The sequence below is a fragment of the Phenylobacterium sp. genome, assembly GCF_036495085.1.
Classification (GTDB): domain Bacteria; phylum Pseudomonadota; class Alphaproteobacteria; order Caulobacterales; family Caulobacteraceae; genus Phenylobacterium.
Window position 1 is genome coordinate 1 of sequence record NZ_DASXNL010000187.1, and the last position, 23,487, is coordinate 23,487.

The window sequence follows — 23,487 nt, forward strand, 5'->3', positions numbered from 1 at the left end:
ACCCATTTCGAACTTTGATCGTCGGCGCAAATGCTTGGGCCGGTCGGCAATAACCTATCGAAGGACTTGAATTTACATGGCTACCGGCACCGTCAAATGGTTCAATGGCGCCAAGGGCTTCGGCTTCATCCAACCGGATGAGGGCGGTCCTGACGTCTTCGTGCACATCTCCGCGGTCGAACGCGCGGGCCTGCGCGGCCTTAACGAAGGCCAGAAGATCACCTACGAGCTCGAGAAGGATCCGCGCAGCGGCAAGTCCGCGGCAGGCCAACTTCAGGCCTAGGCTACAGATTTGCGGGGGTAAATCCCCGCCAAGCCACAGCGATGGGCCGGTGTCCGCACCGGCCCATTTTGTTTGGGCGCTTTGGCCAAGCTGACACCACCCGAATTCGCCCGAAAACTCCAAGAACATCTCTTATTTCCCCTGCGCGCGCCTTCCCGCGAACAGGGGTGGGTTGCGCCCTATCGACTCCGTCTCTAAACGGGCGGCTTAACCTGCAGTCATGACCGGACGTCGGCGTAACAGCCGCGCGTCCTTGCGCGCGAAGAGACATGCCCAAACGGACCGACATCACCTCGATCCTGATCATCGGCGCTGGCCCGATCGTAATCGGCCAGGCCTGCGAGTTCGACTATTCCGGCGTCCAGGCGTGTAAGGCGCTCCGGGCCGAGGGCTATCGGATCGTTTTGGTGAACTCCAACCCGGCGACGATCATGACCGATCCGGACGTCGCCGACGCCACCTACATCGAGCCGATCACGCCGGCGATGGTCGAGAAGATCATCGCCAAGGAACGCCCTGACGCGCTCCTCCCCACGATGGGCGGCCAGACGGCGCTCAACACCGCGCTGGCGCTCGACGCCTCGGGCGTACTGGCGAAGTACGGCGTCGAGATGATCGGCGCCAACGCTGAGGTCATCGACAAGGCTGAGGATCGTCAGAAATTCCGCGATGCGATGGACAAGCTTGGCCTTGAGAGTCCGAAGTCCAAGGCCGCGCACACGATGGACGAAGCCCTCGAAGGCTTGGAGTTCGTTGGCCTGCCCGCGATCGTGCGGCCATCCTTCACGCTGGCCGGCACCGGCGGCGGCATCGCATACAACGCGCAGGAATTTCGCGAGATCGTCGAGCGCGGGCTCGACCTTTCACCCACCACCGAGGTGCTCATTGAAGAGAGCGTGCTGGGCTGGAAGGAGTACGAGATGGAGGTCGTCCGCGACAAAGCGGACAACTGCATCATTGTCTGCTCGATCGAGAATATCGATCCGATGGGCGTGCACACCGGCGACAGCATCACCGTCGCTCCGGCGCTGACCCTGACCGACAAGGAATACCAACGGATGCGGGCGGCCTCGATCGCTGTCCTGCGCGAGATCGGCGTCGAGACAGGCGGCTCCAACGTGCAGTTCGCGGTCAATCCGGCCGACGGCCGGATGGTGGTGATCGAGATGAACCCGCGGGTGTCGCGGTCCTCGGCGCTGGCCTCCAAGGCCACCGGCTTTCCGATCGCCAAAGTCGCCGCGCGGCTTGCCGTCGGCTACACGCTCGACGAACTGATGAACGACATAACCGGCGCCACGCCGGCCTCGTTCGAGCCCTCCATCGACTACGTCGTCACCAAGATCCCGCGCTTCGCTTTCGAGAAGTACCCGGGATCGGAGCCATACCTGACCACATCGATGAAGTCGGTCGGCGAGGTGATGGCGATCGGCCGCACCTTCGCCGAGAGCCTTCAGAAGGCCCTGCGTGGGCTGGAAACCGGCCTTTCCGGCCTCGACGAGGTGACGATTGAAAACGCCGAGGATCCCGAGATGGGGCACGCCTCCGTGCTCCGCGCGCTCGGCCAGCCGACCCCCGACCGGCTCCTCGTGATCGCCCAGGCCTTCCGTCACGGGCTCTCCGTCGAGGACGTCCATGCGGCGTGCTCCTACGAGCCCTGGTTCCTACGGCAGATCCAGGCGCTCGTGGCCGAGGAAGCCCGGGTGCGGGCCGAGGGACTGCCCGCGACGGCGCACGGCTTCCGGGCGCTGAAGGCGCAGGGGTTCTCCGACGCCAGGCTCGCTGATCTGACCGGTTCAACCGAGGCCCTGGTGCGGGCCGAGCGGCGGGTGCTGGGCGTGCGGCCGGTGTTCAAGCGCATCGACACCTGCGCCGGCGAGTTCCGGGCCGAAACGCCCTACATGTACTCGACCTACGAGACCGGCGCGCTGGGCCAGGCGCCCGACTGCGAGAGCGAGCCGTCGGACGCCCGGAAGGCGATCATCCTGGGGGGCGGCCCCAACCGCATCGGTCAGGGAATCGAGTTCGACTATTGTTGCTGCCACGCGGCCTTTGCGCTGGACGAGATCGGCATCGAGTCGATCATGGTGAACTGCAACCCGGAGACGGTGTCGACCGACTACGACACCTCCGATCGCCTGTACTTCGAGCCGCTGACCGCGGAGGACGTCCTCGAACTGATCCACGTGGAGCAGTCGAAGGGCACCCTGCTGGGTGTCATCGTCCAGTTCGGCGGCCAGACGCCGCTCAAACTGGCCAAGCCGCTGGAGGACGCGGGCATCCCGATCCTCGGGACCACGCCCGACGCCATCGACCTGGCCGAAGACCGCGAGCGGTTCCAGCAACTTCTACACCGGCTGAAGATCGCCCAACCGGTGAACGCCATCGCCCGCAGTCGCGATGAGGCCTTCGCAGGCGCGCACAAGGTTGGCTACCCGGTCGTGATCCGACCCTCCTATGTGCTCGGCGGACGGGCGATGGAGATCGTTCGCGACGACGAACAGCTCGACCGCTACATCCGCCACGCCGTGCAGGTGTCGGGCGATAGCCCCGTCCTGATCGACCAGTACCTTTCCCGGGCTACCGAAGTGGACGTCGACGCGTTGTGCGACGCCGATGGCGCGGTGTTCGTCGCGGGCGTCATGGAGCACATCGAGGAAGCTGGCGTGCACTCCGGCGATTCCGCCTGCTCACTGCCGCCCTACTCCCTCAAGCCCGAGACCGTCGCCGAACTGAAGCGGCAGACCGAGGCGATGGCGCGCGCGCTCGAGGTGCGCGGTCTGATGAACGTACAGTTCGCCATCGAGGAGCCCCACTCCGAGGAGCCCCGCATCTTCGTTCTGGAGGTCAATCCTCGGGCCAGCCGTACAGTGCCCTTCGTCGCCAAGACGATCGGCCGCCCGCTGGCGGCGATTGCGGCCAAGGTGATGGCGGGCAAGAAGCTCGCGGATTTCGACCTGACCGAAACGCCCTACGACCACGTCGCTGTGAAGGAAGCGGTGTTCCCCTTCGCCCGCTTCCCGGGCGTCGATACGGTGTTGGGGCCGGAGATGCGTTCGACGGGCGAGGTCATGGGGCTGGACTGGGTCCGCCCAGGCGAGAGCTTGGCGCCGGCCTTCGCTCGCGCCTTCGCCAAGAGTCAACTTGGCGGCGGCACGGTGCTCCCGAAGAAGGGCAGCGTCTTCGTCTCCGTGAAGGACGCCGACAAGCCCTGGGTCCTGGAGCCGGTTCGGCTCCTGATCGGTCTGGGTTTCCGCGTCCGGGCGACCAGCGGTACGGCGAGCTACCTGGCCGCGGCGGGTCTACCGGTCGAGCCGATCAAGAAGGTTCTGGAGGGCCGCCCGCATATCGTCGACGCGATGAAGAACGGCGAGGTGCAGTTGGTCTTCAACACCACCGAGGGTCGCCAGTCCCTGGCCGACAGCTTCGAGCTGCGGCGCACAGCGCTGATGATGAAGACCCCCTACTACACGACGGCTGCGGGCGCCCTGGCGGCGGCCCAGGCGATCGTGGCGACGGTGGAGGACACCCTCGAAGTGCGGCCGCTGCAAAGCTACGCGTAGGACGTCCCTTCGGCCCGATAGTGACGTCTTTCCCCGCGCCTGGGCGGTGCTAGACTTCCCGAAATCGCACCGGGGGGCGCGCCCAGCCATGAACACCGTCGTCAACGGCCTGCTATTCGTGCACCTCTTTGCGGCCGCCATGGGCGTCGGGGGTGGCATCGCTATGTCCCAGGTGGGCCCCAGGCTGGTCGCCGCGCCGGCCGAGCAGCGTGATATTTGGTGGCCGCTGGCCACCGCGCTCACGCGCATCTCGCTCATCGGCCTGATGCTCCTCCTGGTCAGCGGCCCCTTGATACTGTGGCTCAAGTTCAACGGCCCGGCCGGCCTCGGCGGCTGGTTTTGGGCCAAGATGGTCCTCGTCGCCGCCGGCGTTGTCGCTATCGGGGTCATGGAAGGGGCCAAGGCGCGGTTCCGGCGTGGCGATGAAGGCGCGGGTCGGGTGCTGCATGCCGCCGGGCCCCTCATCGGAGCCATTATGGGCGGCGTAATCCTTTGCGCCGTTTTCGCCTTCAACTAGCTCCTCAGGACGGGCGCCGGACGCCTGCCGCACATACGCCTGGCCGCGGAGGACAGGCCTGCCGTCGAAAAGGGGCTTGGCGCTCGCCCGAACCACGAAGGCCACGATGCTGTGCGCCAGAGGTAATGCGCCGGTCCGGGCTCATTGCCCGTCTTCGGAAAGCTGGTGGGAATCGGCCGCGGAAAGGTCAAGGTCGTAGACGCCCCTGAGGGCCGCGATCTTCTCCAACGTCGCCGGCGAGAAGGCCTGTTTGCCCTCGAAGGCGTGCAGCGCGATGCCTTCGAGAAGGTCGCCGAGCGACATGTCCAGATGCTCGGCCAGAGCCTTCAACACCTTCAAGAGCCGCCGCTCTATGCGGACGCCGGTTTGCACCCGTTCAATCGTTTTCATCCACCTTGGTACCATGGTAACTTTGTTGCACCAAGGCCACGTTCGCACAGCAGGCGAAGGCGAAACCCAAGCTTCTGATTGACCGAGGTTATTTCCGGGCGCAGATTCCCCTCATAGCCTGATTGATGCAGGCGCGCGGGCTCGCTCCGGCAGCCCATTTTGACCGGCCGGAACGACGCCGATTGGCGTCTGCCGCAGTCTGGCGGGGAAGACCCCAGCAGATTGGGAGTAAGCCGTATGCACTCTGACCATCAGGAAGCCCACCACCACAAAAACCGGCATCTTGCCGAGCGCTTCGAAGGCCTTCTCGGCACGTTGATGATTGTGGCGATAGTGCTGCTTGCGATCGGCATGGCCTACGGGATCATGACCAGCGACTCCACGCCGAGCTGGATGCGCTGACGCCTACCAGGCGCCGGCGCCGCACGCGCCGGCGGCCACCGCGCCCCCAACTTGTCCTGCTTTTGGCGGGACTGGTGGCTTGCGCCCTCATTCCTGTCGTATGAACTGCAAAAGAGTGCGGCGCTCGCTGCGCCGCCGGCGGCCTTAAGCGGCCAGAACGGGAGCGTGCGTCATGGGCGGTCGGGTCGCGGGCAAGGTTGCGCTGGTCACCGGCGGAGCGAGTGGCATTGGGCGCGGCTGCGCCGAGAAACTGGCTGCCGAGGGTGCGATCGTCGTGATCACCGACCTGCAGGACGCCAAGGGCGCGGAGACCGTCGCGGCCATCGAAAAGGCCGGTGGAAAGTCAGAGTTTCTGCGTCACGACGCGACCAGCGAGGCTGACTGGGAGAGCGTGATCGGTCAGATCAAGGCGCGCCATGGCCGGCTGGACATCCTGGTCAACAACGCCGGCATCGCAATTCCCGGCTCGGTGACCGAGATGTCGCTCGCCGACTGGCGCAAGCAGACGGCGGTCAACCTGGATGGGGTGTTCCTCGGGACCAAGCATTCCATCCCCCTGATGCGCCAGTCCGGCGACGGCGGATCGATCGTCAACATGTCTTCAGTCGCCGGACTGAAGGGCTCGGCGATCCTGGCGGGCTATTGCGCGACCAAGGGCGGCGTCAGACTCTTCACGAAGGCAGTGGCCATGGAGTGCTCGAACGCCAAGGACGGCATTCGGGTCAACTCGGTGCATCCCGGCATCATCGAGACGCCGATCTGGCTGTCGATCCTCACGCCTGGAGACCCCGGCACGAACGCGCCTCCGGACCTCGACGCGATGTCGACCACGGCCGTGCCGCTTGGCGTAAAAGGATATCCCGAAGACATTGCGAACGGCGTCCTGTGGCTCGCATCCGAGGAGAGCCGCTATGTGACCGGAGCTGAACTGGTCATCGACGGCGGCCTTTCCGTCCGCTAGCAGGTCGCCATGACGGCGACCTTGAACGTGATCTTCGGGCCCTGCGGCGCGGGCAAAACCACCTACGCGAACGCCTTTGCTCGACGAGAAAGGGCGGTCGCGTTCATCCTCGACGCCTGGATGGCCCAGATGTTCGGCCCGGACATGCCCGAGCCTCTTCAGTACGACTGGATGGTCGAGCGCGTCGGCCGATGCGAGGCGCAGATCTGGGCGACCGCGGCCGCGGTGCTGGCGACCGGTACGTCGGTCATCCTGGACATTGGCCTGATGCGCCGGGCCGACCGGGGGCGGGTGCGCGAAATCGCCGAGGCTACGGGCCTGCCGTTGCAGTTCCACTTCGTCAACGCCCCCAAGGAGGCCCGACGCGCCCGCGTCCTGGACCGCAACAAGGTGCGCGGCGAGGGGTTCGCCATCGAGGTGACCCCGGACCTCTTCGACTTCATCGAGGGGGTTTATGAGGCCCCGGAGCCCGCTGAACTGGCCGGCGCGGTGGTCAGCGAGAGCGACTAGCCACGAAGGGTCAGGCAGAGCCTCCACGGCCGCAAAGTCGCGCACTTAGGACGTTCAGAGCATCGACCTGGATTTTCGGGTCTAGGCCGGCGTCGGGAAAAGGTGGGCGGGCCAGGTGGCGTCGGAGGCGCGCTGGAAGGCTGGTCGCTCGGTGAGGCGCGAATTGTAGTCCAGCAGCACCGGGTCCTTAGGCAACACCTTCTGGTAGAGCAGCCGTGAGAGTGTGCCGCCCAGCACCACGTCGGCCGCGGAAAACCGAGCGCCCAACAGGTACTTCCGATCCTTCAGGACGCCGCTCAGCACGCGGACCATGTCGTCAAAGGCGCCGAAGCTGAAGCTGTATCCGGGCAGGTCGATCTTCTGCTCATGCAGCGTAGCGACGGGATCGACCACGGCGCTCGAATAGACCATCCACTTCAGGTACGGGCCGCGTTCGATATCGTCGATCTTCGGCGCCAGGGTTCCGTAGCCGTAGCGATCCGCCAGGTAGATTGCGATTGCCGGGTTTTCGCTCACCACCGCCTCGCCGTCGGTGAGCGTGGGCACCTTGCCGGCGGGGTTGAGCTTAAGATAGGCGGGCTTTTTCTGATCGCCCTTTCGTATGTCGACGGTTTCGACGGTGAACGGCACGCCAAGTTCTTCCAGCATCCAGTAAGCTGTAAAGGCGCGGCTGGCAGGTGAGTGGTAGAGAACGATGCGGCGCGGCGTGGCCATGGCGAAAGGTCTCCTGGGGCGGAGCATAAGCTAGGGTGGGCCGGCCTCCGCCGCCAGTTGTGGAGGATGCCGATGCCCAGCCGCGAGCGTGTCCTGGCCTTCGTCGCCATGGTGGAACAGGCGGAGTATGTCGAGGCGCTGGAGCAGTTCTATCATCCGCAGGCCTCAATGCAGGACAACCAACAGGAGCCTCGGCGCGGCCTCGAGCGGCTGATCGCCGATGAGCGGGCGACAATGGCCCGCTTCCAAACGATGAGGACGGAGCCCGTCACCGACCTCCTGATAGATGGCGACAAGGTGATGATCCGCTGGAAGTTCGTCTTCAGCCCGGCTGACGGGGCGCCGGTGGTGATGGAGGAGATCGCCCTGCAGCGATGGGACGGCGAGCGCATCGCCGAGGAAAGGTTTTTCTACGACCCGCGCCAGACCCGCCCGCCTGCCGCCTCAGGTTGACGAAGGCGCCCTGGCGTTAACTGGAAGGTCATGATGAAGTCGCAAAGAACGGCTTCTATCGTAAGAGCTCGCCGCAGCCGCCTAGGCTGACGTCACGGAGGACTCGCGTAGCGCCGGTCTGGTCAACTTGCATTTTGCGGCGCACAAACCTATCCTCTTTCCCCCCGGACGCCTGCGCCCGCGGCCGGAAACTGCGAACTCCTAACTAGGGCGAACCCGAGTCACCACCACCCATGGAAAAAGTCCCGATGACCGCCGAGGGCTATCACGCCCTCGACGAAGAGCTGAAGCGTTTGAAGACTGTGGAGCGGCCTGCCGTGATCGCCGCGATCGGAGAGGCGCGTCTGCACGGCGACCTCTCCGAAAACGCCGAATACCATGCCGCGAAGGACCGCCAGGGTTGGATCGAGGGTCAGATCGCCGAGATCGAGGACAAGATGGCCCGAGCCCAGGTCATCGACGTTTCGAAGCTCTCGGGAACCCAGGTTAAGTTCGGCGCCACCGTCTCGGTGATCGACGAGGACACCGAGGAGAAGGCGCGCTACCAGATCGTTGGCGAGCATGAGGCCGACGTTAAGAAGGGCCGCGTCTCGATCACGTCTCCCATCGCGCGCGCCATGATCGGCAAGGAAAGCGGCGAGACCGTCGAGGTGAACACCCCCGGCGGCGTCAAGGCCTACGAGATCACCAAGGTGGAGTGGGTCTAGCCCACTCCCGAATGGCCGAAACCTCTGCTCCCCTGACCATCTGGGCCGTATCGGACGGCCGCGTCGGCATCGAGGCCCAGGTTTTGGGGCTTGCAGAGGCTGTCGCGCGCCGCCGGCCGTCGACGGTCATCGTCAAGCGGGTTGGCTGGCGCCCGGCGCTCGGGCGCACGCCCCTGGCCTTGCTGCCCTTTCCTCGCCTGACCCTGATTGTCGACAGCACCATCGGCCCGCCCTGGCCCGATATCTGGATCGGGTCGGGCCGTGCGAGCGTGCCGCTGTCGCGCCGCATCCGCAGCTGGTCGAGGGGCCGCACCTTCGTGGTCCAGACTCAGGACCCGCGTCGCGCCATGACGGCCTTCGACCTCGTAATTCCGCCGGTTCACGACGAAGTGGCCGGCCCAAACGTCTTTCCGATTGTCGGCGCGCCCAACCGGATGAGCGCCGAAGGCTTCGCCCGCGACCTGGCCCGGTTCCGGCCGCGGATCGAGCCCCTGCCAAAGCCGAGAGTGGCGATGATCGTCGGCGGCAAGTCCAAGTCCCACGACCTGCCGCCGGAGCGCGCCAGGGCCATGGGCGAGGAGGTGGCGGCCGCCATCCAGGCCATCGGCGGCTCGCTGCTGCTCAGCTTCACCCGCCGCACGCCGCAGGGCGCGCGGGACGTCCTGACCGAGAGCCTGGCGCACGTGCCGGGTTGGATCTGGGATGGACACGGCGACAATCCCTACATGGCCTTTCTGGCCGCCGCCGACATCATCCTCGTGACCGAGGACTCCACGAACCTGGCGACCGATGCTGCGACCACGGGAAAGCCGATCCACGTCCTGGCCATGGCCGGCGGCGCGCGAAAATTCGATCGCTTCCATCAGGACCTGAGGGGCCGTGGCGTCGCGCGCCCGTTCACCGGAAGCCTTGCGACCTGGAGCTATCCGCCGCTGGACGAAACCAATCGCGTCGCGGCTGAACTGCTGCGGCGGTTCGACGAAGGCCGAAAGACCCTTCGCTCGTAGGGCCTCTGGCGAAGGCGATAGGCCATGACGCCCTTTCGGCGACGATGCGGTCATTCGGACGCCCCCTCGCTGACCCAGATCTCTGAGCTGCTGTCATCTGGCGCCCCATCACAATGTCGAGCAGCCGGGCCGCTCGTCGGGGTGGCCCTTTGCATTTGAAGCTGACGCGGGCAGGGTTCGCACCTTCCGGAGATCAGAGCGTTGGTGAGCAGTCCGAGTATCCTATTCGTCGCAGACGCCGGCCCCGCCGTGGGCGGCGGCCATGTCATGCGCTCGCTGACGCTGGCTGGCGTCCTGGCGGCGCATGGTGCGAATTGCCGCTTTGTGGCGCCGCCGCCCGTTGGGGCGATCCTTGCGGCCTTCGCGCCGCAGATGCCGCAAGCCGAGGCTCTCTCCACCTCCTCCCGCGACCTCGCCGAGGCCGTGGCCGGCGAGCGCTATGACGCGGTGGTGTTCGATCACTACGGCCTCTCGGCGGCCCACCACCGGACCATGGGCCAAGGACATCCCACGCTGGTCATCGACGACCTGGCCGACCGGCCGCTGGGCGGCGACATCATCCTGGACTCCGGACCGGCCCGCCACGCCGAGGACTACAACGGTCTCGTCGATGCCGACGCGCGCCTGTTGCTGGGTCCCCACTATGCGCCGGTGCGGGCCGACTTCGCGGCGCTGCGGGACACGGCGCTTGCCTGGCGGGGCGAGCCGGTCGGCCGGGTGCTGGTGTCTCTTGGCCTGACCGACGTTGACGCGATAACGGCCCGCGTGGTCGACCGCCTGCGGCCGCGCATCGGCGAAGCCGGTCTGGATGTGGTGCTCGGCGGCGATGCGCCCAGCCTGGCCAGCCTGGCCAAGATCGCCAGGCGCGACACGCGCATCACCCTGCACGTCGACAGCCCGCACATGGCCAGGCTGACCGCAGAGGCAGACATCGCCGTAGGGGCGGCGGGCTCCTCCACCTGGGAGCGCTGTACGCTCGGCCTGCCGACGCTGATGTTGGTGCTGGCTGAGAACCAGCGGGCGTCCGCCGAGGCGCTGGCGGAACGCGAGGCGGCGTTGGTGGCCGACGCGCGCGCGGCGGACTTCGAGACTGTCTTCGATCGAGCCCTGATGCGGCTGTTCACAGACGCGGCTCTGCGTCGCGACCTTGCGACCCAAAGCGCGGCGCTGTGCGATGGACAGGGCGGGCCCCGGGTCGCCGAGGCCTTGCTGAAGCTGATCGCCCTTCGAGTGAGTTAGGCCTGGTTGACGGTATTGCGCCGGAGGATCGCCGAGCCGTCGACGGCAAGGTCAGCCCGGGTGTCGGAAAGGCGCAGAGGCCCACTGATGACGGCATTGACGTCGTCGAGGCCGGTGCGGCCCTCGTGCCGGCGCGCGACCAGGTAGCGCAGCGATATGCGTTCGTGGTCGGCGGCGTCCGGCTGAGTGCCGTGCAGCGTGCAGGCGTGCCAGATCGCGGCGAAGCCGGTATCGCCGGTCAGGATGCGCTGGCGGGCCACCACTTCGCCGTGCTCGGCGTTGCGGTAGAGCCAGTCGGCGTCACCGATGCGGGTCAAGGTGTGTGGAAACACCGAGCCTCCGAGCGCATGGCTGCCCTCCAGCAGGTAGAGCGGCGCGTCGGCGCGGGCCACCGGGTGCAGGTAGACATAAAGGGTCAGGAAGTCGGCTTCACGCTGCTTGTAGTCGATCAGGTCCTGATGGAAGTCGATGCCGTAGAAATAAGTCACGTCCCGGTACTGTGGCCGGACATAGGCGCCGAGGTTGTTCACCGGATTGCCCAGGACGCGCGTCTTCAGCCATGACGGGACAGAGGCGGCGGGCATGCCGCAGACCACCTTCTTGTTGAGGATCTCGTAGTCGGGGCCGAGAAGCGCGGTGATGGCCTCCACCAGCTGCGGCGCCTTCTCGACGAAACCAAGCCGATCCTCGAAACGCTCCAGCAGATTGCGGCCGGGCCGCGGATTGACGCCCGTATATTGCGGGTCGGCATCGAACTCCTGCTCGGAGAGAAAGAGCGTCGAGCCGAAGTCGCGGGTGGCCCGGATTTGGGCCAAGAGCTCCGCGCAGGCCGCTGGGTTCACCGGTTCAGCGAAGAGATGTGCGCCATCGCGGATGAAATCCTCGACCACGGTCTCGGCGAGCGAGGGTTCGAGTTCGCGCGGCTTTGGCATGGCGTTCATCGGGTGTCTCCTGCCTGCCCTCAGCAGGCCGCGATTTGGTTTAACCCGCCGTTACCTTAGGGCCTCCAGGCCTCGCTCGTGGCGTCTTCAGGCCGGTCGAAAGCTTGTTCTTGACCTCGCGTCGCACACGCGCCGGCAATCGATCGCCCATCTCGGCCATGAAACTCTCGACCGCTGGTCGATCGCGCTGCGAAAGGACGCGCAGCGCCCAGGACAGCGCTTTTTCGACCATGTCGTCGCGGTCCGCGACAAGGCGGCGGCAAATGGCGAGCGTGCGGGCGGCGCCTGGGCCGCCCACGGAGTCGCGTGCATTGAAGCCAACGGTGGCGACCAGGGCCGAGCGGCGGCGCCAGCGGTCATGAGACTTCGACCAAACCTCAATGAGGCTGTCTGACATCCGCCCCCGCGCCCATAACGCGCCAGTCAGGATCGTGCCCAGCGCATCGACCGCATACCAGGACTGGGCGCGGCTCGCGAAATCGGCGACCTGCTGCTCGCTGACGGCCGCAAAAGCGGCCGCGTGGTGACGGATGAGTTCGTAGGCGACCCACTTGCCGCCCTGCCCCGCCTGGGCCTCGAACTCCACAGCGAGCGTCAGAACCTCTTCAGCCGAAGCGGACCGCAGTTTCCTCGACCAGCGCCTGCGCACCGCGCGGACCGAAGCCGTGTCGCGGCGCGGCAGATTTTCGATCTCGCGGGCGATGGCGACCGCGGCGTCCAACGGCCTAGCCCAGCATGTCCCAGGCCAGCGGCTCGCCGCGCTGGAGATCGCGCACGGCGAGGCGGCCCAGCACCTCGGAGAGGTGGACGGGCGGCAGGCCGTTGCCGGGTCTGACAGAGCGGACGTTGGCGCGGGTCAGAGCCTCACCGGCCTTCACGTTGGCGGTGACATAGAGAGAGCGGCGGAACTGCAGCGAGCCGCGTTCCGATCCCAGGACGTCGTAGTGAGCGCGGCCGAGCGCGGTCCAGGCGTTCTTGCAGTCGCGCACCAGGCCGGCGAACTCCGCCGGCTCCAAACTGAAGGCCGCGTCCGGACCGCCATCGGCGCGGGCAAGGGTGAAGTGCTTCTCAATAATGCCGGCGCCCATGGCGATGGCCGCGATCGATGCCGCCGCGCCATGGGTATGGTCGGAAAGCCCGATGGGCGAGGCGAACCGGCCGGCCATGTCGGCGACCGTGCGGACGTTGGCGTCGGCGAGGTCCGCCGGATAGCTGGAAACGCAATGCAGCAGCGCGACGCCGGCCGCCCCGGCCTCCAGGGCAGCGGTGCGGGCAGCCTCGATCTCCGTGAGATTGGCCATTCCGGTCGAGATGATCAGCGGCTTGCCCTTGGTCGCGGCGTAGCGGATCAGCGGCAGGTCCACGGCCTCGAAGGACGCGATCTTGTAGGCCGGTGCGCCGAGCCCCTCGAGCAGGTCGACCGCCGTCTCGTCGAAGGGACTGGAGAACAGGGTGACCCCGTGCTGGGCCGCGCGGGCGAAGAGCGCGGCGTGCCACTCATAAGGCGTCTGCGCTTCGCGATAGAGTTCATGCAGGCTGCGGCCGTCCCAAAGACCGCCCGTGATCCGGAACTCCGGCCGGTCGACGTCGAGTGTGATCGTGTCGGCGGTATAGGTCTGGATCTTGATCGCGTCGCAGCAGGTGGCTGCGGCCGCATCGACCATGGCCAGGGCCCGCTCCAGGCTGCCGTTATGGTTCCCGGACAGTTCGCAGATGACGTAGGGGGGATGGCTCGCCCCGATCCTTCGACCGGCGATCTCGATTTCGGGAGCAGAAGCGGCGGAGTCCATCGCGCTCAGTCTAGTCCCCGCCGCTGAAACGCGCGTTAACTAAGCGCGGCTCAGAGCAGCGATGGCGGCGGCTCGAGGGATGGTGACGCGGGCCTGGTTCCGACCACCAGACCGAGTGCGATCCCAGCGCCCAGGCCCACCATCGCCACTGCCGAGAAGAGGCGCACGCCGACGCCGATCGCGACGCCGGCCCCGACCGCGGCGCCCACCAGGGCGACCAGGCTCGCGGTCTTCAGTTCGTCTTGCATGCGCCGCTCCAGAATCTCGCCTACATAAGGGCAATGTCTGACGATCGTTCCGATCCCCGCTCCGTCCGCTGCCTGATCGTAGGATCAGGCCCGGCAGGTTACACCGCCGCGGTCTACGCCGCGCGCGCCCTTTTGAATCCCGTGCTGATCCAGGGCATCCAGCCCGGCGGTCAGCTGACCATCACCACTGACGTCGAGAACTACCCAGGCTTCGCCGACGTAATCCAGGGTCCCTGGCTGATGGAACAGATGCAAGCCCAGGCTGAGCATGTCGGGACCGAGATCGTGAACGACATCGTGCTCTCCGCCGACCTGTCGCGGCGGCCGTTCCGGCTGACAACGGATTCCGGCCAGGTGTGGCTCGCCGAGACCTTGATCATCGCCACCGGCGCACAGGCCAAATGGCTGAACCTGCCTTCCGAGCAGAAGTTCCAGGGTTTCGGTGTCTCGGCCTGCGCCACTTGCGACGGCTTCTTCTACCGCAACAAGCAGGTGGTCGTGGTCGGCGGCGGCAACACGGCCGTGGAGGAAGCGCTGTTCCTCACCAGCTTCGCCTCGAAGGTCACGGTCGTGCACCGGCGCGACGAGTTCCGCGCCGAGAAAATCCTGCAGGAGCGGCTGTTCCATAATCCCAAGATCGAGGTGATCTGGAACAACGCGATCGAGGAGGTGGTGGGCGCCGAGGATCCCAGGGGCGTCACCGGTGTCCGGCTGAAGGACGTCCAGACGGGGCAAACGCAACTCGTCGCGTGCGACGGCGTCTTCATCGCCATCGGCCATGCGCCGGCCTCGGAGCTTTTCAGGGGCCAGTTGGAGATGGACGCCTCCGGGTACCTGCAGGTGAAAGCCGGCACGGCCTCAACCGCGATCGAAGGGGTCTATGCGGCCGGTGACGTCACCGACGACATCTACCGCCAGGCGGTGACCGCCGCCGGCATGGGCTGCATGGCCGCGCTGGAGGCCGTGCGCTTCCTGGCCGAAGAGGACCACCGCAAAGCGCACCATCCGATCAGCCACCACGAGGCCGAGAAGATCGGGGCCTGGTAAGCGGTGATGATCCGTCACGCCCGCATAGCCGATCACCCCGCCATCGAGGCCGTCGTAGCGGCGGCCTTCGGGCGGACCGACGAGGCCGATCTGGTGAGCCGTCTGCGAACCGACGGTGACGTGGTGTTTGAACTGGTCGCCGAAGAGGAGGGAGACGTTGTCGGCCACCTTCTCTTCAGCCGCCTTTGGGCCGACCGGCGTGAGCTCTACGCGGCCCTGGCGCCGCTTGCGGTGCGGCCCGACCGACAGAAGAGCGGGCTGGGCTCGGCGCTCGTCCGTGTGGGCCTGGAGAACTGCCGCGAATTCGGGTGCCATGGCGTGCTGGTGCTGGGAGATCCAGCCTATTATGGCCGGTTCGGCTTTTCGGCGGACGCCGCGCGCCAGGTCAGCGCCCCTTTCCGCGGAATGGCCGCTTTCCAGGCGCTCGCGCTGGAAGATCGCGCCTTCGACGCCGCCCTCAGCGTCAGCTATCCAGACGCGTTCGCCGCCGCCTGAGACTCCGCCCTGGGAGCTGGTGGTTTGGCCGCGGTGGGCTCTGGCGCGGGCTGGGCGTCCATACCCTTTTCCATCGCCGCGAGGCTCTCGTTGATGCGCCGGACCTCTGCAGGCGTCGGCTGACGACGTGAGGCGTTGAGCGTACCCATGACCCGCGTACGTTCGCCCCCAGGCGCCTTGGGGTCGGCGACGTTGTAGGTGCGCACCTCGCCCGCGACCGCCAGCGTGATCTGGCGCAGCGGCGCCAGGCCCTGGCCTTGGGTTCGGGCGTCAAGGCTGGCCAGCAGCGCCGGCGAAAGGTCCGCCTCGCGCCCCTCGTAGTGGCCGTTGAAAGCGGGCGGCTCCCCCCAGGGACCGGTCCAGCGATAGAAGATGTGCTGTCCCACCTGGGTCATCTTGACGAGCGTCGGAGCCCAATACGGCACCACGTAGGCGGCGTGATAGTGGGTGGCGGTGCCCACGTCCTTGTCAACGAAGCCCGCCAGCGCCCGCCTGGCCACGTCCTGCGCCTGGCGCCACAGAGCCGGTTGCGGGCTCCATCTCAGGGCGCCATCGCAGGTGAAGGTGAACTGGCAGCCGGTGGGCCGGGCCGAACCCTGGAAGACGACCCCGCACACGGATTTCGGATAGGCCGGGTGGCGCACGCGGTTCAGCACCACTTGCGCGACCGCCTGTTGGCCGCGGACCGGCTCGCGGGCCGCCTCGTAGTAGACCGCCTGGGTCATGCAGTGGAGCGCACGCGCGCTGTCATCGGCGTCGGCCTTGAGCACAAACGGGCGCATGGGGCGGATCGGCAGGCCGGCGAACGGCCGAAGGTTGTTCACCTCGACGGCCCCCTCGCCTTCCTGCGCCGCAAATCCCAGATCAGGAACCTGGCGCAAGTCCAGGTTGGCCCAGCCCACCGGGCGTCCCCAGGCGTCGGGATGCGGCAGGCGCGGGACGTGACGCTGGGCAAGCTCGCGGGCCGCCGGATCGAGCGTGGCGGTCGCCGAGAGCAAGGCTGGATCTGAATACCCTCGGGTCGCCAGGAGGCGTGCGTCAACCGCCTGGGAGTGATTCGCCGCCGGCGCGCACCCGCTGAGCGCGGCGGCCCCCAAGGCCGCCGCCACGCCGGCGCGGCGTCTTATACCGAGCACCCTGCGAATCCCGTCGCCTTCCCTGCCTTATGCGCCGCTACCCCGTTAAGTCCGAGGGCGGGCGCCGATTGGGCCGAAATCCGGCCAAAAGATGAACAAGCGGAGCCTGAGGGCGTTGTCCTGAACGATGCGGCCAACGCTCATATCGTCGGTTGCGCCCTGTCGCCAGCACTCCCATTCTGGCGCCGCTAGGCTGAGGTTGCAGAGATCCGTGCCGGAGAGGCCCTGCATATGACCCCGCCCGAATGGCCGCTGCGGTTCATTCCGAGGCGCTCAGCACCGCTGTGGCGCGCCGCTTTGATCACTCTGACGGCCTTCGCAGGCGCGGTGCTCATCCGCGGATTGTTGTTGGGGTTCGACAACGCGACCGGCCTCTCAGCCACCTACTTCCCGGCGCTCATCGTCGCGACCCTCTACGCCGGCCCGCGCTGGGGCTGGGGCTCACTGATCATCACGATGGTCATCGGCTTTTTCGGCGCCACGACGGTCGCCTCGACGCTTTCGCGCGATGCGGTGATCCTTCAATTCGGCCTGTCGGGCGCGGCCACCGTGCTGGTCGCAGCCGGCCTTCGCGAGGCCTTGCTTCGCCTTGACGAAGCCACGGCCGCCGCGGCGAAGATCCAGGCCAACCTGGCCGCCACGGAGGCGCGGTTCCGCACGCTGGCCGACAGCGCGCCTGTGCTGATGTGGGTCTCAAACCCCGATGGGACGCGCGAATTCGCCAACCGCGCCTACCTGGAGTTCCTCGGCCTCGACTACGAGACGGCGCTGAGTTTGGACTGGCGCAGCATGATTCACGCCGATGACCTTGGCCGCATCGCCCTGCAAGAGGCGTCCGCCGAGGCCAGCGGCGGCGACTTCGTCTGGGAGGCGCGCTACCGCCGCAGCGACGGGGAGTATCCGTGGATACGTTCGGTCTCGCAGCGGCGCTACCTGCCCAATGGCGAACTCGCCGGTTACATCGGCGTTGGCTACGACATCACCGACGCCAAGCGGGCGCAAGCCGACCTGAGGCGGATCAACGACCTCTTGGCCGAGCGCGTGCAGGCAGCGCTCGCCGAACGCGACGAAGCCGAGGCGGCGCTGCGCCAGGCGCAGAAGATGGAAGCTGTCGGGCAGCTGACCGGTGGCGTCGCGCACGACTTCAACAATCTCCTGACGGTGATCACCGGCGCGCTCGACCTGATCCAGAGGCGTCCGGCCGACGAGGTCATGCGTGATCGGATGATCGAGGCGGCGCAGGGCGCAGCCAGGCGCGGCGAGCGGTTGACACAGCAGCTTCTCGCCTTCTCGCGCCGCCAGGCGCTGAGGCCGCAATTGGTGCGGGTCGACGACGTCCTGGCGGAGAGCGAACCGCTCTTGCGCCGAGCAGTTGGCGAAGCGGTGAACCTGGCCGTTGCGCCGGGTTCGCCGGGCGCGGTGAGCCACATCGATCCCAGCCAGCTCGAGGCCGCGGTGATGAACCTGGTGGTCAACGCCCGCGACGCCACGCCGGCCGGCGGCGCCATAAGGGTCGAGACCCGGCTTTGCAGGTTGACGGATGGCGCCGTCGAGGAATCGCCGGCCGGCGAATACATCTGCGTTTCGGTGCAGGACACCGGCGAGGGGATGGACGTGCAGACCGCCGCGCGGGTCTTCGAGCCCTTCTTCACCACCAAGGAGCCGGGCCGTGGGACGGGGCTTGGGCTCAGCCAAGTCTACGGCTTTGCCCGGCAGAGCGGCGGCGCAGCCTCGGTGGAAAGCGTGCTTGGCCAAGGCGCGAGCGTGCGGATCTACCTGCCCCTGGCCCAGGCCGGCGCCGCCGAAATTGCGCCCCGGGCCGATGTTCGGGCCTCCCGACGGGGGCCTGGGCGGCGGGTTCTTCTGGTGGAGGACGACGCCGGCGTCGGCGAAATGGTCGAGGCGATGTTGACCGAACTGGGCCATGAGGTCGTGCGCGCGGCCGCCGCGGCGCCGGCGCTGGAGATACTGAGGCGCCGTCTGCCGATCGACCTGATGATCACCGACTTGATCATGCCGGGCGGCACGAACGGCGTGGAACTGGCCCACCTGGCTGTCGAACTGAGGCCCGGCCTGCCGGTCGTGCTGACCTCGGGCTATACCGGCGAAACCCTGGGGGCCGCCACCCAGGCGCCCTGGCCGCTCCTGACCAAGCCCTACCTCGCCGAAACCTTGGCCGCCGTCATCGAAACTGTGACCGCCGGCAGGGCGACCCAGGCCGTCTAGGAGTCTGGATCCCCCCAGGCGGCGAGACGTTTCCGTGACTTGCACAAGTCCGCGATCGCGCTATATGTGGTCCAGTGCTTTTGCTCGAACTGAGCATAAGAGCGGGAAACGCCAGGGGGACAGCCTCGCCTGGCGTCTTTTTAGGCCGAAGTAATGCTCATTTTGAGCATAAGGAGCTTGGAATGGCCGCCGATGGTTTCCAGTTCGCATTCACCGCCGAGGTTGAGGCGCAGACCGCTCCGGTGTGGGAGAAGGTCCGGCGCCACGTAACGCCTATGGAGTGGCGCGCCCAGGCCCCGCTGATCGCAGCGATCAACCAACTTAAGGCTGAGAAGGACGCGGTCATCCTGGCGCACAACTACATGACGTCGGAGATTTTCCACGGGGTTGGCGACTATGTCGGCGACAGCCTGGGCCTGGCCAAGGAAGCGGCCCGTTCGAAGGCCAAGGTGATCGTGCAAGCCGGCGTTCACTTCATGGCCGAGACGTCCAAAATCCTGTCGCCCGACAAGACCGTCCTGATCCCCGACCTGCGGGCCGGATGCTCGCTGGCCGCTTCGATCACCGGCGCCGACGTACGGCTCATCAAGCAGCGTTATCCCGGCCTGCCGGTGGTCACCTACGTCAACACCACCGCCGAGGTTAAGGCCGAGACCGACATCTGCTGCACCAGCGCCAACGCTGTGCAGGTGGTCGAGGAAGCCGCGCGGATGTGGGGTGTCGACCGGGTGATCCTGATCCCCGACGAGTTCCTGGCCCGCAATGTGGCGCGGCAGACGGACATCAAGATCATCGCCTGGAAGGGCCGCTGCGAGGTGCACGAGCGCTTCACCGCCGCCGACATCCTGGAGATCCGCCAGGCCTACCCGGACGCCGAGGTGCTGGCCCACCCCGAGTGCCCGGCCGAGGTGCTGGAGGTCTCCGACTTCAGCGGCTCGACGGCGGCGATGAACGACTACGTCATCACCCGAAAGCCCAAGCGCGTCGTGCTGATCACCGAGTGCTCGATGGCGGACAACGTCGCGGCCGATGCGCCCGACACCGAGTTCGTCCGGCCTTGCGTGCTGTGTCCGCACATGCAGCGCATCACGCTCGCCAATATCTACGAGGCCCTGCTGCACGGGCGCCACGAAGTGACGGTCGATGCCGATGTCGCCGAGCGCGCGCGGCTGGCGGTCCAGCGGATGGTCGACCTGCCGCCACCGGCGAAGCCGGCCCGCTACGACCTTGTCAAAGCCCGCCATCACGTCGACGTGGAGCTGATCTGATGCGCCGCATCACCCATGACGGGGTGCTTGTGGTGGGCGCAGGCCTGGCAGGCCTGTCGGCGGCCCTGGCCGCGGCGCCGCGCAAGGTGCTGGTGCTGACCGATGCGCCGCTGAACCACGGCTGCTCCTCAGCCTGGGCGCAGGGCGGCATGGCCGCGGCGCTTTCCGACGGCGACAGCGCCGAGGCGCACGCGGCGGACACGATCACTGCCGGCGCGGGCCTCGTCGACCCGGCCATGGCGCGTATCCTGACCGAGGAAGGCCCGGCGGCAGTCGGCGCGCTGGCGAGCCTCGGCGCCCCATTTGACCGGACAGGCGACGGCGCCTTCGCCCAAAGCCTCGAGGCGGCCCACTCGCGGCCCCGCGTCGCGCGGGTGAAAGGCGACCAGGCAGGGGCTGCGATCATGCAGGCCGTCGCGGTGGCCGTATTGGCCTCGCCGCACGTCGCCGTATGGGCAGGTCACCGGCTTCGCGGCCTGCTGCAGGACGCCTCGGGGCGGGTGCAGGGCGTCGTAGCCGAGCACAAGGGCGCGCTGGTGGAGATCATTGCGCCGGCCACCATCCTGGCCACCGGCGGCGTAGGCGGGCTCTATGCTGTCACCACCACCCCGCCGGAACTGACGGGCGAAGGCCTTGGGCTCGCGGCCCTGGCAGGCGCCGTGATCTCCGATCCGGAATTCGTGCAGTTCCACCCAACAGCCATCGACATCGGCCGCGATCCCGCGCCACTAGCCACCGAGGCCCTACGTGGCGAAGGCGCCGTGCTGGTCGGGACCGATGGCGAGCGTTTCATGTCGCGCTATCATCCCGACGCCGAGCTCGCTCCGCGTGATGTGGTGGCCCGCGCCATCCACGCCGAGCGCGAGGCCGGGCGCGGCGCCTTCCTGGACGCGCGGTCGGCGGTGGGCGCGCACTTTCCAACGGAATTCCCTGCCGTCTTCGCCGCCTGCATGGCCGGCGGTATCGATCCGCGCAACCAGCCGATCCCGGTGGCGCCAGCCTGCCACTACCACATGGGCGGCATCGCGACTGACGCCGATGGCAGGACCTCGCTTGCCGGTCTCTACGCCGCGGGCGAGTGCGCCTCGAGCGGCGTACACGGCGCGAACCGCCTGGCCTCGAACTCCCTTTTGGAGGCTGCGGTGTTCGGCGCTCGCGCCGGGCGCGCGGCGGCCGGCGAGGCGGGCGGCGAAACCGAGCGGCTGGTCCGCCTGGTGGCCCCCAGCCTGCCCAAGCCGGCGCTTGCGGCCCTGCGCAACGCCATGAGCCGTGACGCCGGCGTTGTGCGTTCGGCCGACGGGCTCGCCCGGCTATTGGATGAAATCGACGCCCTGGAGGCCCTGCACGGGCGTTCCGCTTCGCTGGCGGCCGCCAGGCTGGTGGCGGCTTGTGCGCTCGTGCGCGCCGAGAGCCGTGGCGCCCATTTCCGCGCCGACGCCACGACCTCCGATGCACCCCCCCGGCGCACGTTTGTCCGGTGGCGCGACCTGATCTCCGCCAACGCCTGGAAACACGCCGCCGAATGACCGAGCCCCTGCCGGATTTGCTGATCGCGCCCGTCGTGCGCGCGGCGCTTGACGAAGACCTTGGGCGCGCAGGAGACGTCACCTCCCAGGCCTGTATTCCCGCCGACGCCCGGCTGCGGGCTGTCTTCGTGGCGCGCAAGCCCGGCGTGGTTGCGGGCATCGCCTGCGCGCGGCTGGCGATCGCTGAGCTGGATCCATCCGCCGACTTCAAGGCCGTCGTTGAGGACGCAGACCGGGTCGGGGCAGGCGCGAAGCTTGCTTGGGTGGACGCCAACGCCCGCGCCCTGCTCACCGCCGAACGCACCGGCCTCAACCTGATGGGCCGCCTCTCCGGCGTCGCGACCTTGACCCGGGCCTATGTCGACGCGGTCGAGGGGACCGGGGCCGTGATCGTCGACACTCGCAAGACCACGCCAGGGCTGCGTACGCTCGAGAAATACGCCGTGCGTTGTGGCGGGGGGACGAACCATCGCTTTGGGCTGGATGATGCGATCCTGATCAAGGACAACCACATCGCCGCCTGTGGCTCGGTCGGCGAGGCCGTGCGCCGCGCCAAGGCGGCGGCCGGTCACCTTACGAAGGTGGAGGTGGAAATCGACCGCCTGGATCAGCTCGAAGAAGCGCTGAAATATGGCCCCGACGTCGTCATGCTGGACAATTTCAGCGTGGATGACCTGAGCGAGGCCGTGCGCCGCGCGGCCGGCCGCGCGGTCCTCGAAGCCTCGGGCGGCGTCAGCCTCGAGACCGTCCGCGCCATCGCTGCGACCGGCGTGGACGTGATCAGCGTCGGCGCCCTCACCCACTCGGCCGGTGTGCTGGACATCGGCCTGGACGCGGACTGACGTCGGGTCAGGCCGCCTCCACTCGCACGCTGAGCGGAGCAAACTGCGCACGATACTCCGCCGGCGTCATTCCGGTGTTGCGCTTGAAGAGGCTGCGGAAGAAGGCGACGTCGTCGTACCCGACCGCGCAACTCACCGATTGGATCGGGGCGGTGTCCTGCTCTAGCATGGCCTTTGCGGTCTCGATCCGCACGGCTTGCAGGTAGGCAGACGGGTGACGTCCCGTCGCCGCCTTGAAACGACGCGCCAGGGTGCGTGCGCCCAGGGCGGCCTTCTTGGCCAGGGTCCCGACAGAGACGTCCTCCCGGAAGTTCTTTTGCAGGAAGGTCTCAACTGCCCGAATGCGCTCGTCGCCGTGTGGCGGCGAGAGGGGCAGCATCGCGTAGCCGGACTGGTGGATCCGCGGCCGGGGCAGGAGCAGCGCGCGAGCGCACTGGACTGCGATCTCATGGCAGCAGAGCTTCTCCACCAGATAGAGGCTGAGGTCGATGGAAGCATAGACGCCGCCGCTGCAGAGCACGCGCTGATCTTCGGTGACGAAGAGGTCCGAGCGCCAGTTCACGCGCGGGTAGCGACGCGCAAAGTCACCCGCCAGCGCCCAATGGGTCGTGGCCATACGACCGTCCAGCAGGCCGGCCTCGGCGAGGTAGGCCGCGCCCATGCAAACCCCAGCCACGTAGGCGCCGGCCGCGTAGTGACGGCGCAGCCATGGCAGGAGGGCGCTGTGTTCCACGAGCTTGACGTCCAGCTCCATCCCCGAGGTCGGCACAATGATGATGTCGGTCCGCTCGATTGCCTCGATCGAGGTTTCCGGCTGGATCAAAAGGCCCTGCGGATTGCGCACGGCTCGTCCGTCGAGCGAGGCGGTGGTGACCCGGAACGCAGGCTCGGCGGGGCGGCCATGCAGGTTGTTCCACAGCGCGCCGGCGGCAAAAAAGATCTCGACCGGCAGGAGCGCCGTCGATGAAAGGCCATCGTCGAAAAGCAACACCGTCACATCGAGGATCCCGGCCTCGCGCAGGCCCCGGCCGGCGAGGTCCTTCGCCCCTGGCGACGGAGGCGCGAAGGCCCGCTGCTGGCCGGCGCCCCTCCAGTCATCACGGTCCAGCAACTCTGCCGCCGAATTCTCGCAATCCGTCGCAAATGCTCTCATAACGCTGATCCCATAACAGTGGCCGGCGAAACTGCCCCGCCGGCCGCCTGCGATGAAGAGGCGATACGGACA

24 protein-coding genes are annotated in these 23,487 nt (G+C 67.4%); 16 read left to right on the forward strand and 8 right to left on the reverse strand.

Annotated features, from left to right (window positions below; genetic code table 11):
- Positions 1 to 76: 76 nt before the first annotated feature.
- The 3 genes from VGI62_RS21035 (at position 77) to VGI62_RS21045 (ending at position 4,360) form a co-directional block, all read left to right on the forward strand.
- The gene (locus VGI62_RS21035; protein WP_324947934.1) at positions 77 to 283 is read left to right on the forward strand and encodes a cold-shock protein; all 207 of its coding nucleotides are present in this window, start codon (positions 77 to 79) and stop codon (positions 281 to 283) included.
- Between the two features lie 269 nt (positions 284 to 552).
- Complete coding sequence (gene carB, locus VGI62_RS21040) at positions 553 to 3,843, forward strand: carbamoyl-phosphate synthase large subunit (RefSeq protein ID WP_331506537.1); 3,291 nt, start codon at positions 553 to 555, stop codon at positions 3,841 to 3,843.
- A gap of 88 nt (positions 3,844 to 3,931) precedes the next feature.
- Positions 3,932 to 4,360 carry a hypothetical protein gene (locus VGI62_RS21045; protein ID WP_331506538.1) on the forward strand — a complete coding sequence of 143 codons (429 nt, stop codon included), beginning with the start codon at positions 3,932 to 3,934 and terminating at the stop codon, positions 4,358 to 4,360.
- Positions 4,361 to 4,501: 141 nt separating this feature from the next.
- Here VGI62_RS21045 and VGI62_RS21050 read toward each other — a convergent pair whose 3' ends face one another.
- Positions 4,502 to 4,750, reverse strand: a complete 249-nt coding sequence (locus VGI62_RS21050) for a hypothetical protein (RefSeq protein WP_331506539.1) — start codon at positions 4,748 to 4,750, stop codon at positions 4,502 to 4,504.
- Positions 4,751 to 4,987: 237 nt separating this feature from the next.
- Here VGI62_RS21050 and VGI62_RS21055 point away from each other — a divergent pair, with 237 nt between their 5' ends.
- From VGI62_RS21055 to VGI62_RS21065, 3 genes are all read left to right on the forward strand, one after another.
- Complete coding sequence (locus tag VGI62_RS21055) at positions 4,988 to 5,152, forward strand: hypothetical protein (protein ID WP_331506540.1); 165 nt, start codon at positions 4,988 to 4,990, stop codon at positions 5,150 to 5,152.
- Positions 5,153 to 5,324: 172 nt separating this feature from the next.
- Positions 5,325 to 6,113 (forward strand): glucose 1-dehydrogenase, encoded by a 789-nt coding sequence (locus VGI62_RS21060; protein ID WP_331506541.1) that lies wholly within the window; start codon positions 5,325 to 5,327, stop codon positions 6,111 to 6,113.
- A gap of 9 nt (positions 6,114 to 6,122) precedes the next feature.
- Positions 6,123 to 6,623 (forward strand): ATP-binding protein, encoded by a 501-nt coding sequence (locus VGI62_RS21065; protein ID WP_331506542.1) that lies wholly within the window; start codon positions 6,123 to 6,125, stop codon positions 6,621 to 6,623.
- Between the two features lie 81 nt (positions 6,624 to 6,704).
- On the opposite strand, the gene VGI62_RS21070 is transcribed toward VGI62_RS21065, so the two are convergent.
- Positions 6,705 to 7,337, reverse strand: coding sequence for a glutathione S-transferase family protein (locus tag VGI62_RS21070; RefSeq protein WP_331506543.1), 633 nt, complete (start codon positions 7,335 to 7,337; stop codon positions 6,705 to 6,707).
- A 72-nt stretch (positions 7,338 to 7,409) separates the two neighbouring features.
- Here VGI62_RS21070 and VGI62_RS21075 point away from each other — a divergent pair, with 72 nt between their 5' ends.
- The 4 genes from VGI62_RS21075 to pseG all read left to right on the forward strand — a co-directional run bounded on the left by VGI62_RS21075 (position 7,410) and on the right by pseG (position 10,743).
- Positions 7,410 to 7,790, forward strand: a complete 381-nt coding sequence (locus tag VGI62_RS21075) for a nuclear transport factor 2 family protein (protein ID WP_331506544.1) — start codon at positions 7,410 to 7,412, stop codon at positions 7,788 to 7,790.
- 233 nt (positions 7,791 to 8,023) lie between these two features.
- Positions 8,024 to 8,497 carry a transcription elongation factor GreA gene (greA, locus tag VGI62_RS21080; RefSeq protein ID WP_331506545.1) on the forward strand — a complete coding sequence of 158 codons (474 nt, stop codon included), beginning with the start codon at positions 8,024 to 8,026 and terminating at the stop codon, positions 8,495 to 8,497.
- 11 nt (positions 8,498 to 8,508) lie between these two features.
- A complete protein-coding gene (locus VGI62_RS21085; protein WP_331506546.1) occupies positions 8,509 to 9,504 on the forward strand; it encodes a mitochondrial fission ELM1 family protein in 996 nt (331 codons plus the stop codon).
- 204 nt (positions 9,505 to 9,708) lie between these two features.
- On the forward strand, positions 9,709 to 10,743 hold the full coding sequence (gene pseG, locus VGI62_RS21090; protein ID WP_331506547.1) for a UDP-2,4-diacetamido-2,4,6-trideoxy-beta-L-altropyranose hydrolase: 1,035 nt from the start codon (positions 9,709 to 9,711) through the stop codon (positions 10,741 to 10,743).
- Here pseG and VGI62_RS21095 read toward each other — a convergent pair.
- From VGI62_RS21095 to VGI62_RS21110, 4 genes are read right to left on the reverse strand one after another with little or no spacing between them, the layout of a single operon-like run.
- Complete coding sequence (locus VGI62_RS21095; protein WP_331506548.1) at positions 10,740 to 11,684, reverse strand: hypothetical protein; 945 nt, start codon at positions 11,682 to 11,684, stop codon at positions 10,740 to 10,742. The genes pseG and VGI62_RS21095 overlap by 4 nt on opposite strands.
- A 40-nt stretch (positions 11,685 to 11,724) precedes the next feature.
- Positions 11,725 to 12,405: a DNA alkylation repair protein gene (locus tag VGI62_RS21100; protein WP_331506549.1), complete on the reverse strand. Its 681-nt coding sequence runs from the start codon at positions 12,403 to 12,405 to the stop codon at positions 11,725 to 11,727.
- 4 nt (positions 12,406 to 12,409) lie between these two features.
- On the reverse strand, positions 12,410 to 13,474 hold the full coding sequence (gene pseI, locus VGI62_RS21105; RefSeq protein ID WP_331506550.1) for a pseudaminic acid synthase: 1,065 nt from the start codon (positions 13,472 to 13,474) through the stop codon (positions 12,410 to 12,412).
- A 50-nt stretch (positions 13,475 to 13,524) separates the two neighbouring features.
- Entirely contained in the window at positions 13,525 to 13,722 is a 198-nt protein-coding gene (locus VGI62_RS21110) for a hypothetical protein (protein WP_331506551.1), read from the reverse strand.
- 33 nt (positions 13,723 to 13,755) lie between these two features.
- Between VGI62_RS21110 and trxB the strand changes: the two genes are divergently transcribed.
- Both trxB and VGI62_RS21120 read left to right on the forward strand, forming a co-directional pair.
- Positions 13,756 to 14,769 carry a thioredoxin-disulfide reductase gene (gene trxB / locus VGI62_RS21115; RefSeq protein WP_331506552.1) on the forward strand — a complete coding sequence of 338 codons (1,014 nt, stop codon included), beginning with the start codon at positions 13,756 to 13,758 and terminating at the stop codon, positions 14,767 to 14,769.
- A gap of 6 nt (positions 14,770 to 14,775) precedes the next feature.
- Complete coding sequence (locus VGI62_RS21120; protein ID WP_331506553.1) at positions 14,776 to 15,264, forward strand: N-acetyltransferase; 489 nt, start codon at positions 14,776 to 14,778, stop codon at positions 15,262 to 15,264.
- Here the strand turns inward: VGI62_RS21120 and VGI62_RS21125 are convergent.
- Positions 15,237 to 16,400, reverse strand: coding sequence for a cell wall hydrolase (locus VGI62_RS21125; protein ID WP_331506554.1), 1,164 nt, complete (start codon positions 16,398 to 16,400; stop codon positions 15,237 to 15,239). The two genes, VGI62_RS21120 and VGI62_RS21125, sit on opposite strands and share 28 nt — an antisense overlap.
- A 231-nt stretch (positions 16,401 to 16,631) precedes the next feature.
- Between VGI62_RS21125 and VGI62_RS21130 the strand changes: the two genes are divergently transcribed.
- The 4 genes from VGI62_RS21130 (at position 16,632) to nadC (ending at position 22,262) form a co-directional block, all read left to right on the forward strand.
- The gene (locus VGI62_RS21130) at positions 16,632 to 18,626 is read left to right on the forward strand and encodes an ATP-binding protein (RefSeq protein WP_331506555.1); all 1,995 of its coding nucleotides are present in this window, start codon (positions 16,632 to 16,634) and stop codon (positions 18,624 to 18,626) included.
- 182 nt (positions 18,627 to 18,808) lie between these two features.
- The gene (gene nadA, locus VGI62_RS21135; protein WP_331506556.1) at positions 18,809 to 19,894 is read left to right on the forward strand and encodes a quinolinate synthase NadA; all 1,086 of its coding nucleotides are present in this window, start codon (positions 18,809 to 18,811) and stop codon (positions 19,892 to 19,894) included.
- Positions 19,894 to 21,420: an L-aspartate oxidase gene (locus VGI62_RS21140; RefSeq protein WP_331506557.1), complete on the forward strand. Its 1,527-nt coding sequence runs from the start codon at positions 19,894 to 19,896 to the stop codon at positions 21,418 to 21,420. Before nadA ends, VGI62_RS21140 begins: the two co-directional genes overlap by 1 nt.
- Positions 21,417 to 22,262 carry a carboxylating nicotinate-nucleotide diphosphorylase gene (gene nadC, locus VGI62_RS21145; RefSeq protein ID WP_331506558.1) on the forward strand — a complete coding sequence of 282 codons (846 nt, stop codon included), beginning with the start codon at positions 21,417 to 21,419 and terminating at the stop codon, positions 22,260 to 22,262. Before VGI62_RS21140 ends, nadC begins: the two co-directional genes overlap by 4 nt.
- 7 nt (positions 22,263 to 22,269) lie before the next feature.
- Here the strand turns inward: nadC and VGI62_RS21150 are convergent, their stop codons facing one another.
- Positions 22,270 to 23,415 (reverse strand): GlxA family transcriptional regulator, encoded by a 1,146-nt coding sequence (locus VGI62_RS21150; RefSeq protein WP_331506559.1) that lies wholly within the window; start codon positions 23,413 to 23,415, stop codon positions 22,270 to 22,272.
- Between the last annotated feature and the right edge of the window lie 72 nt (positions 23,416 to 23,487).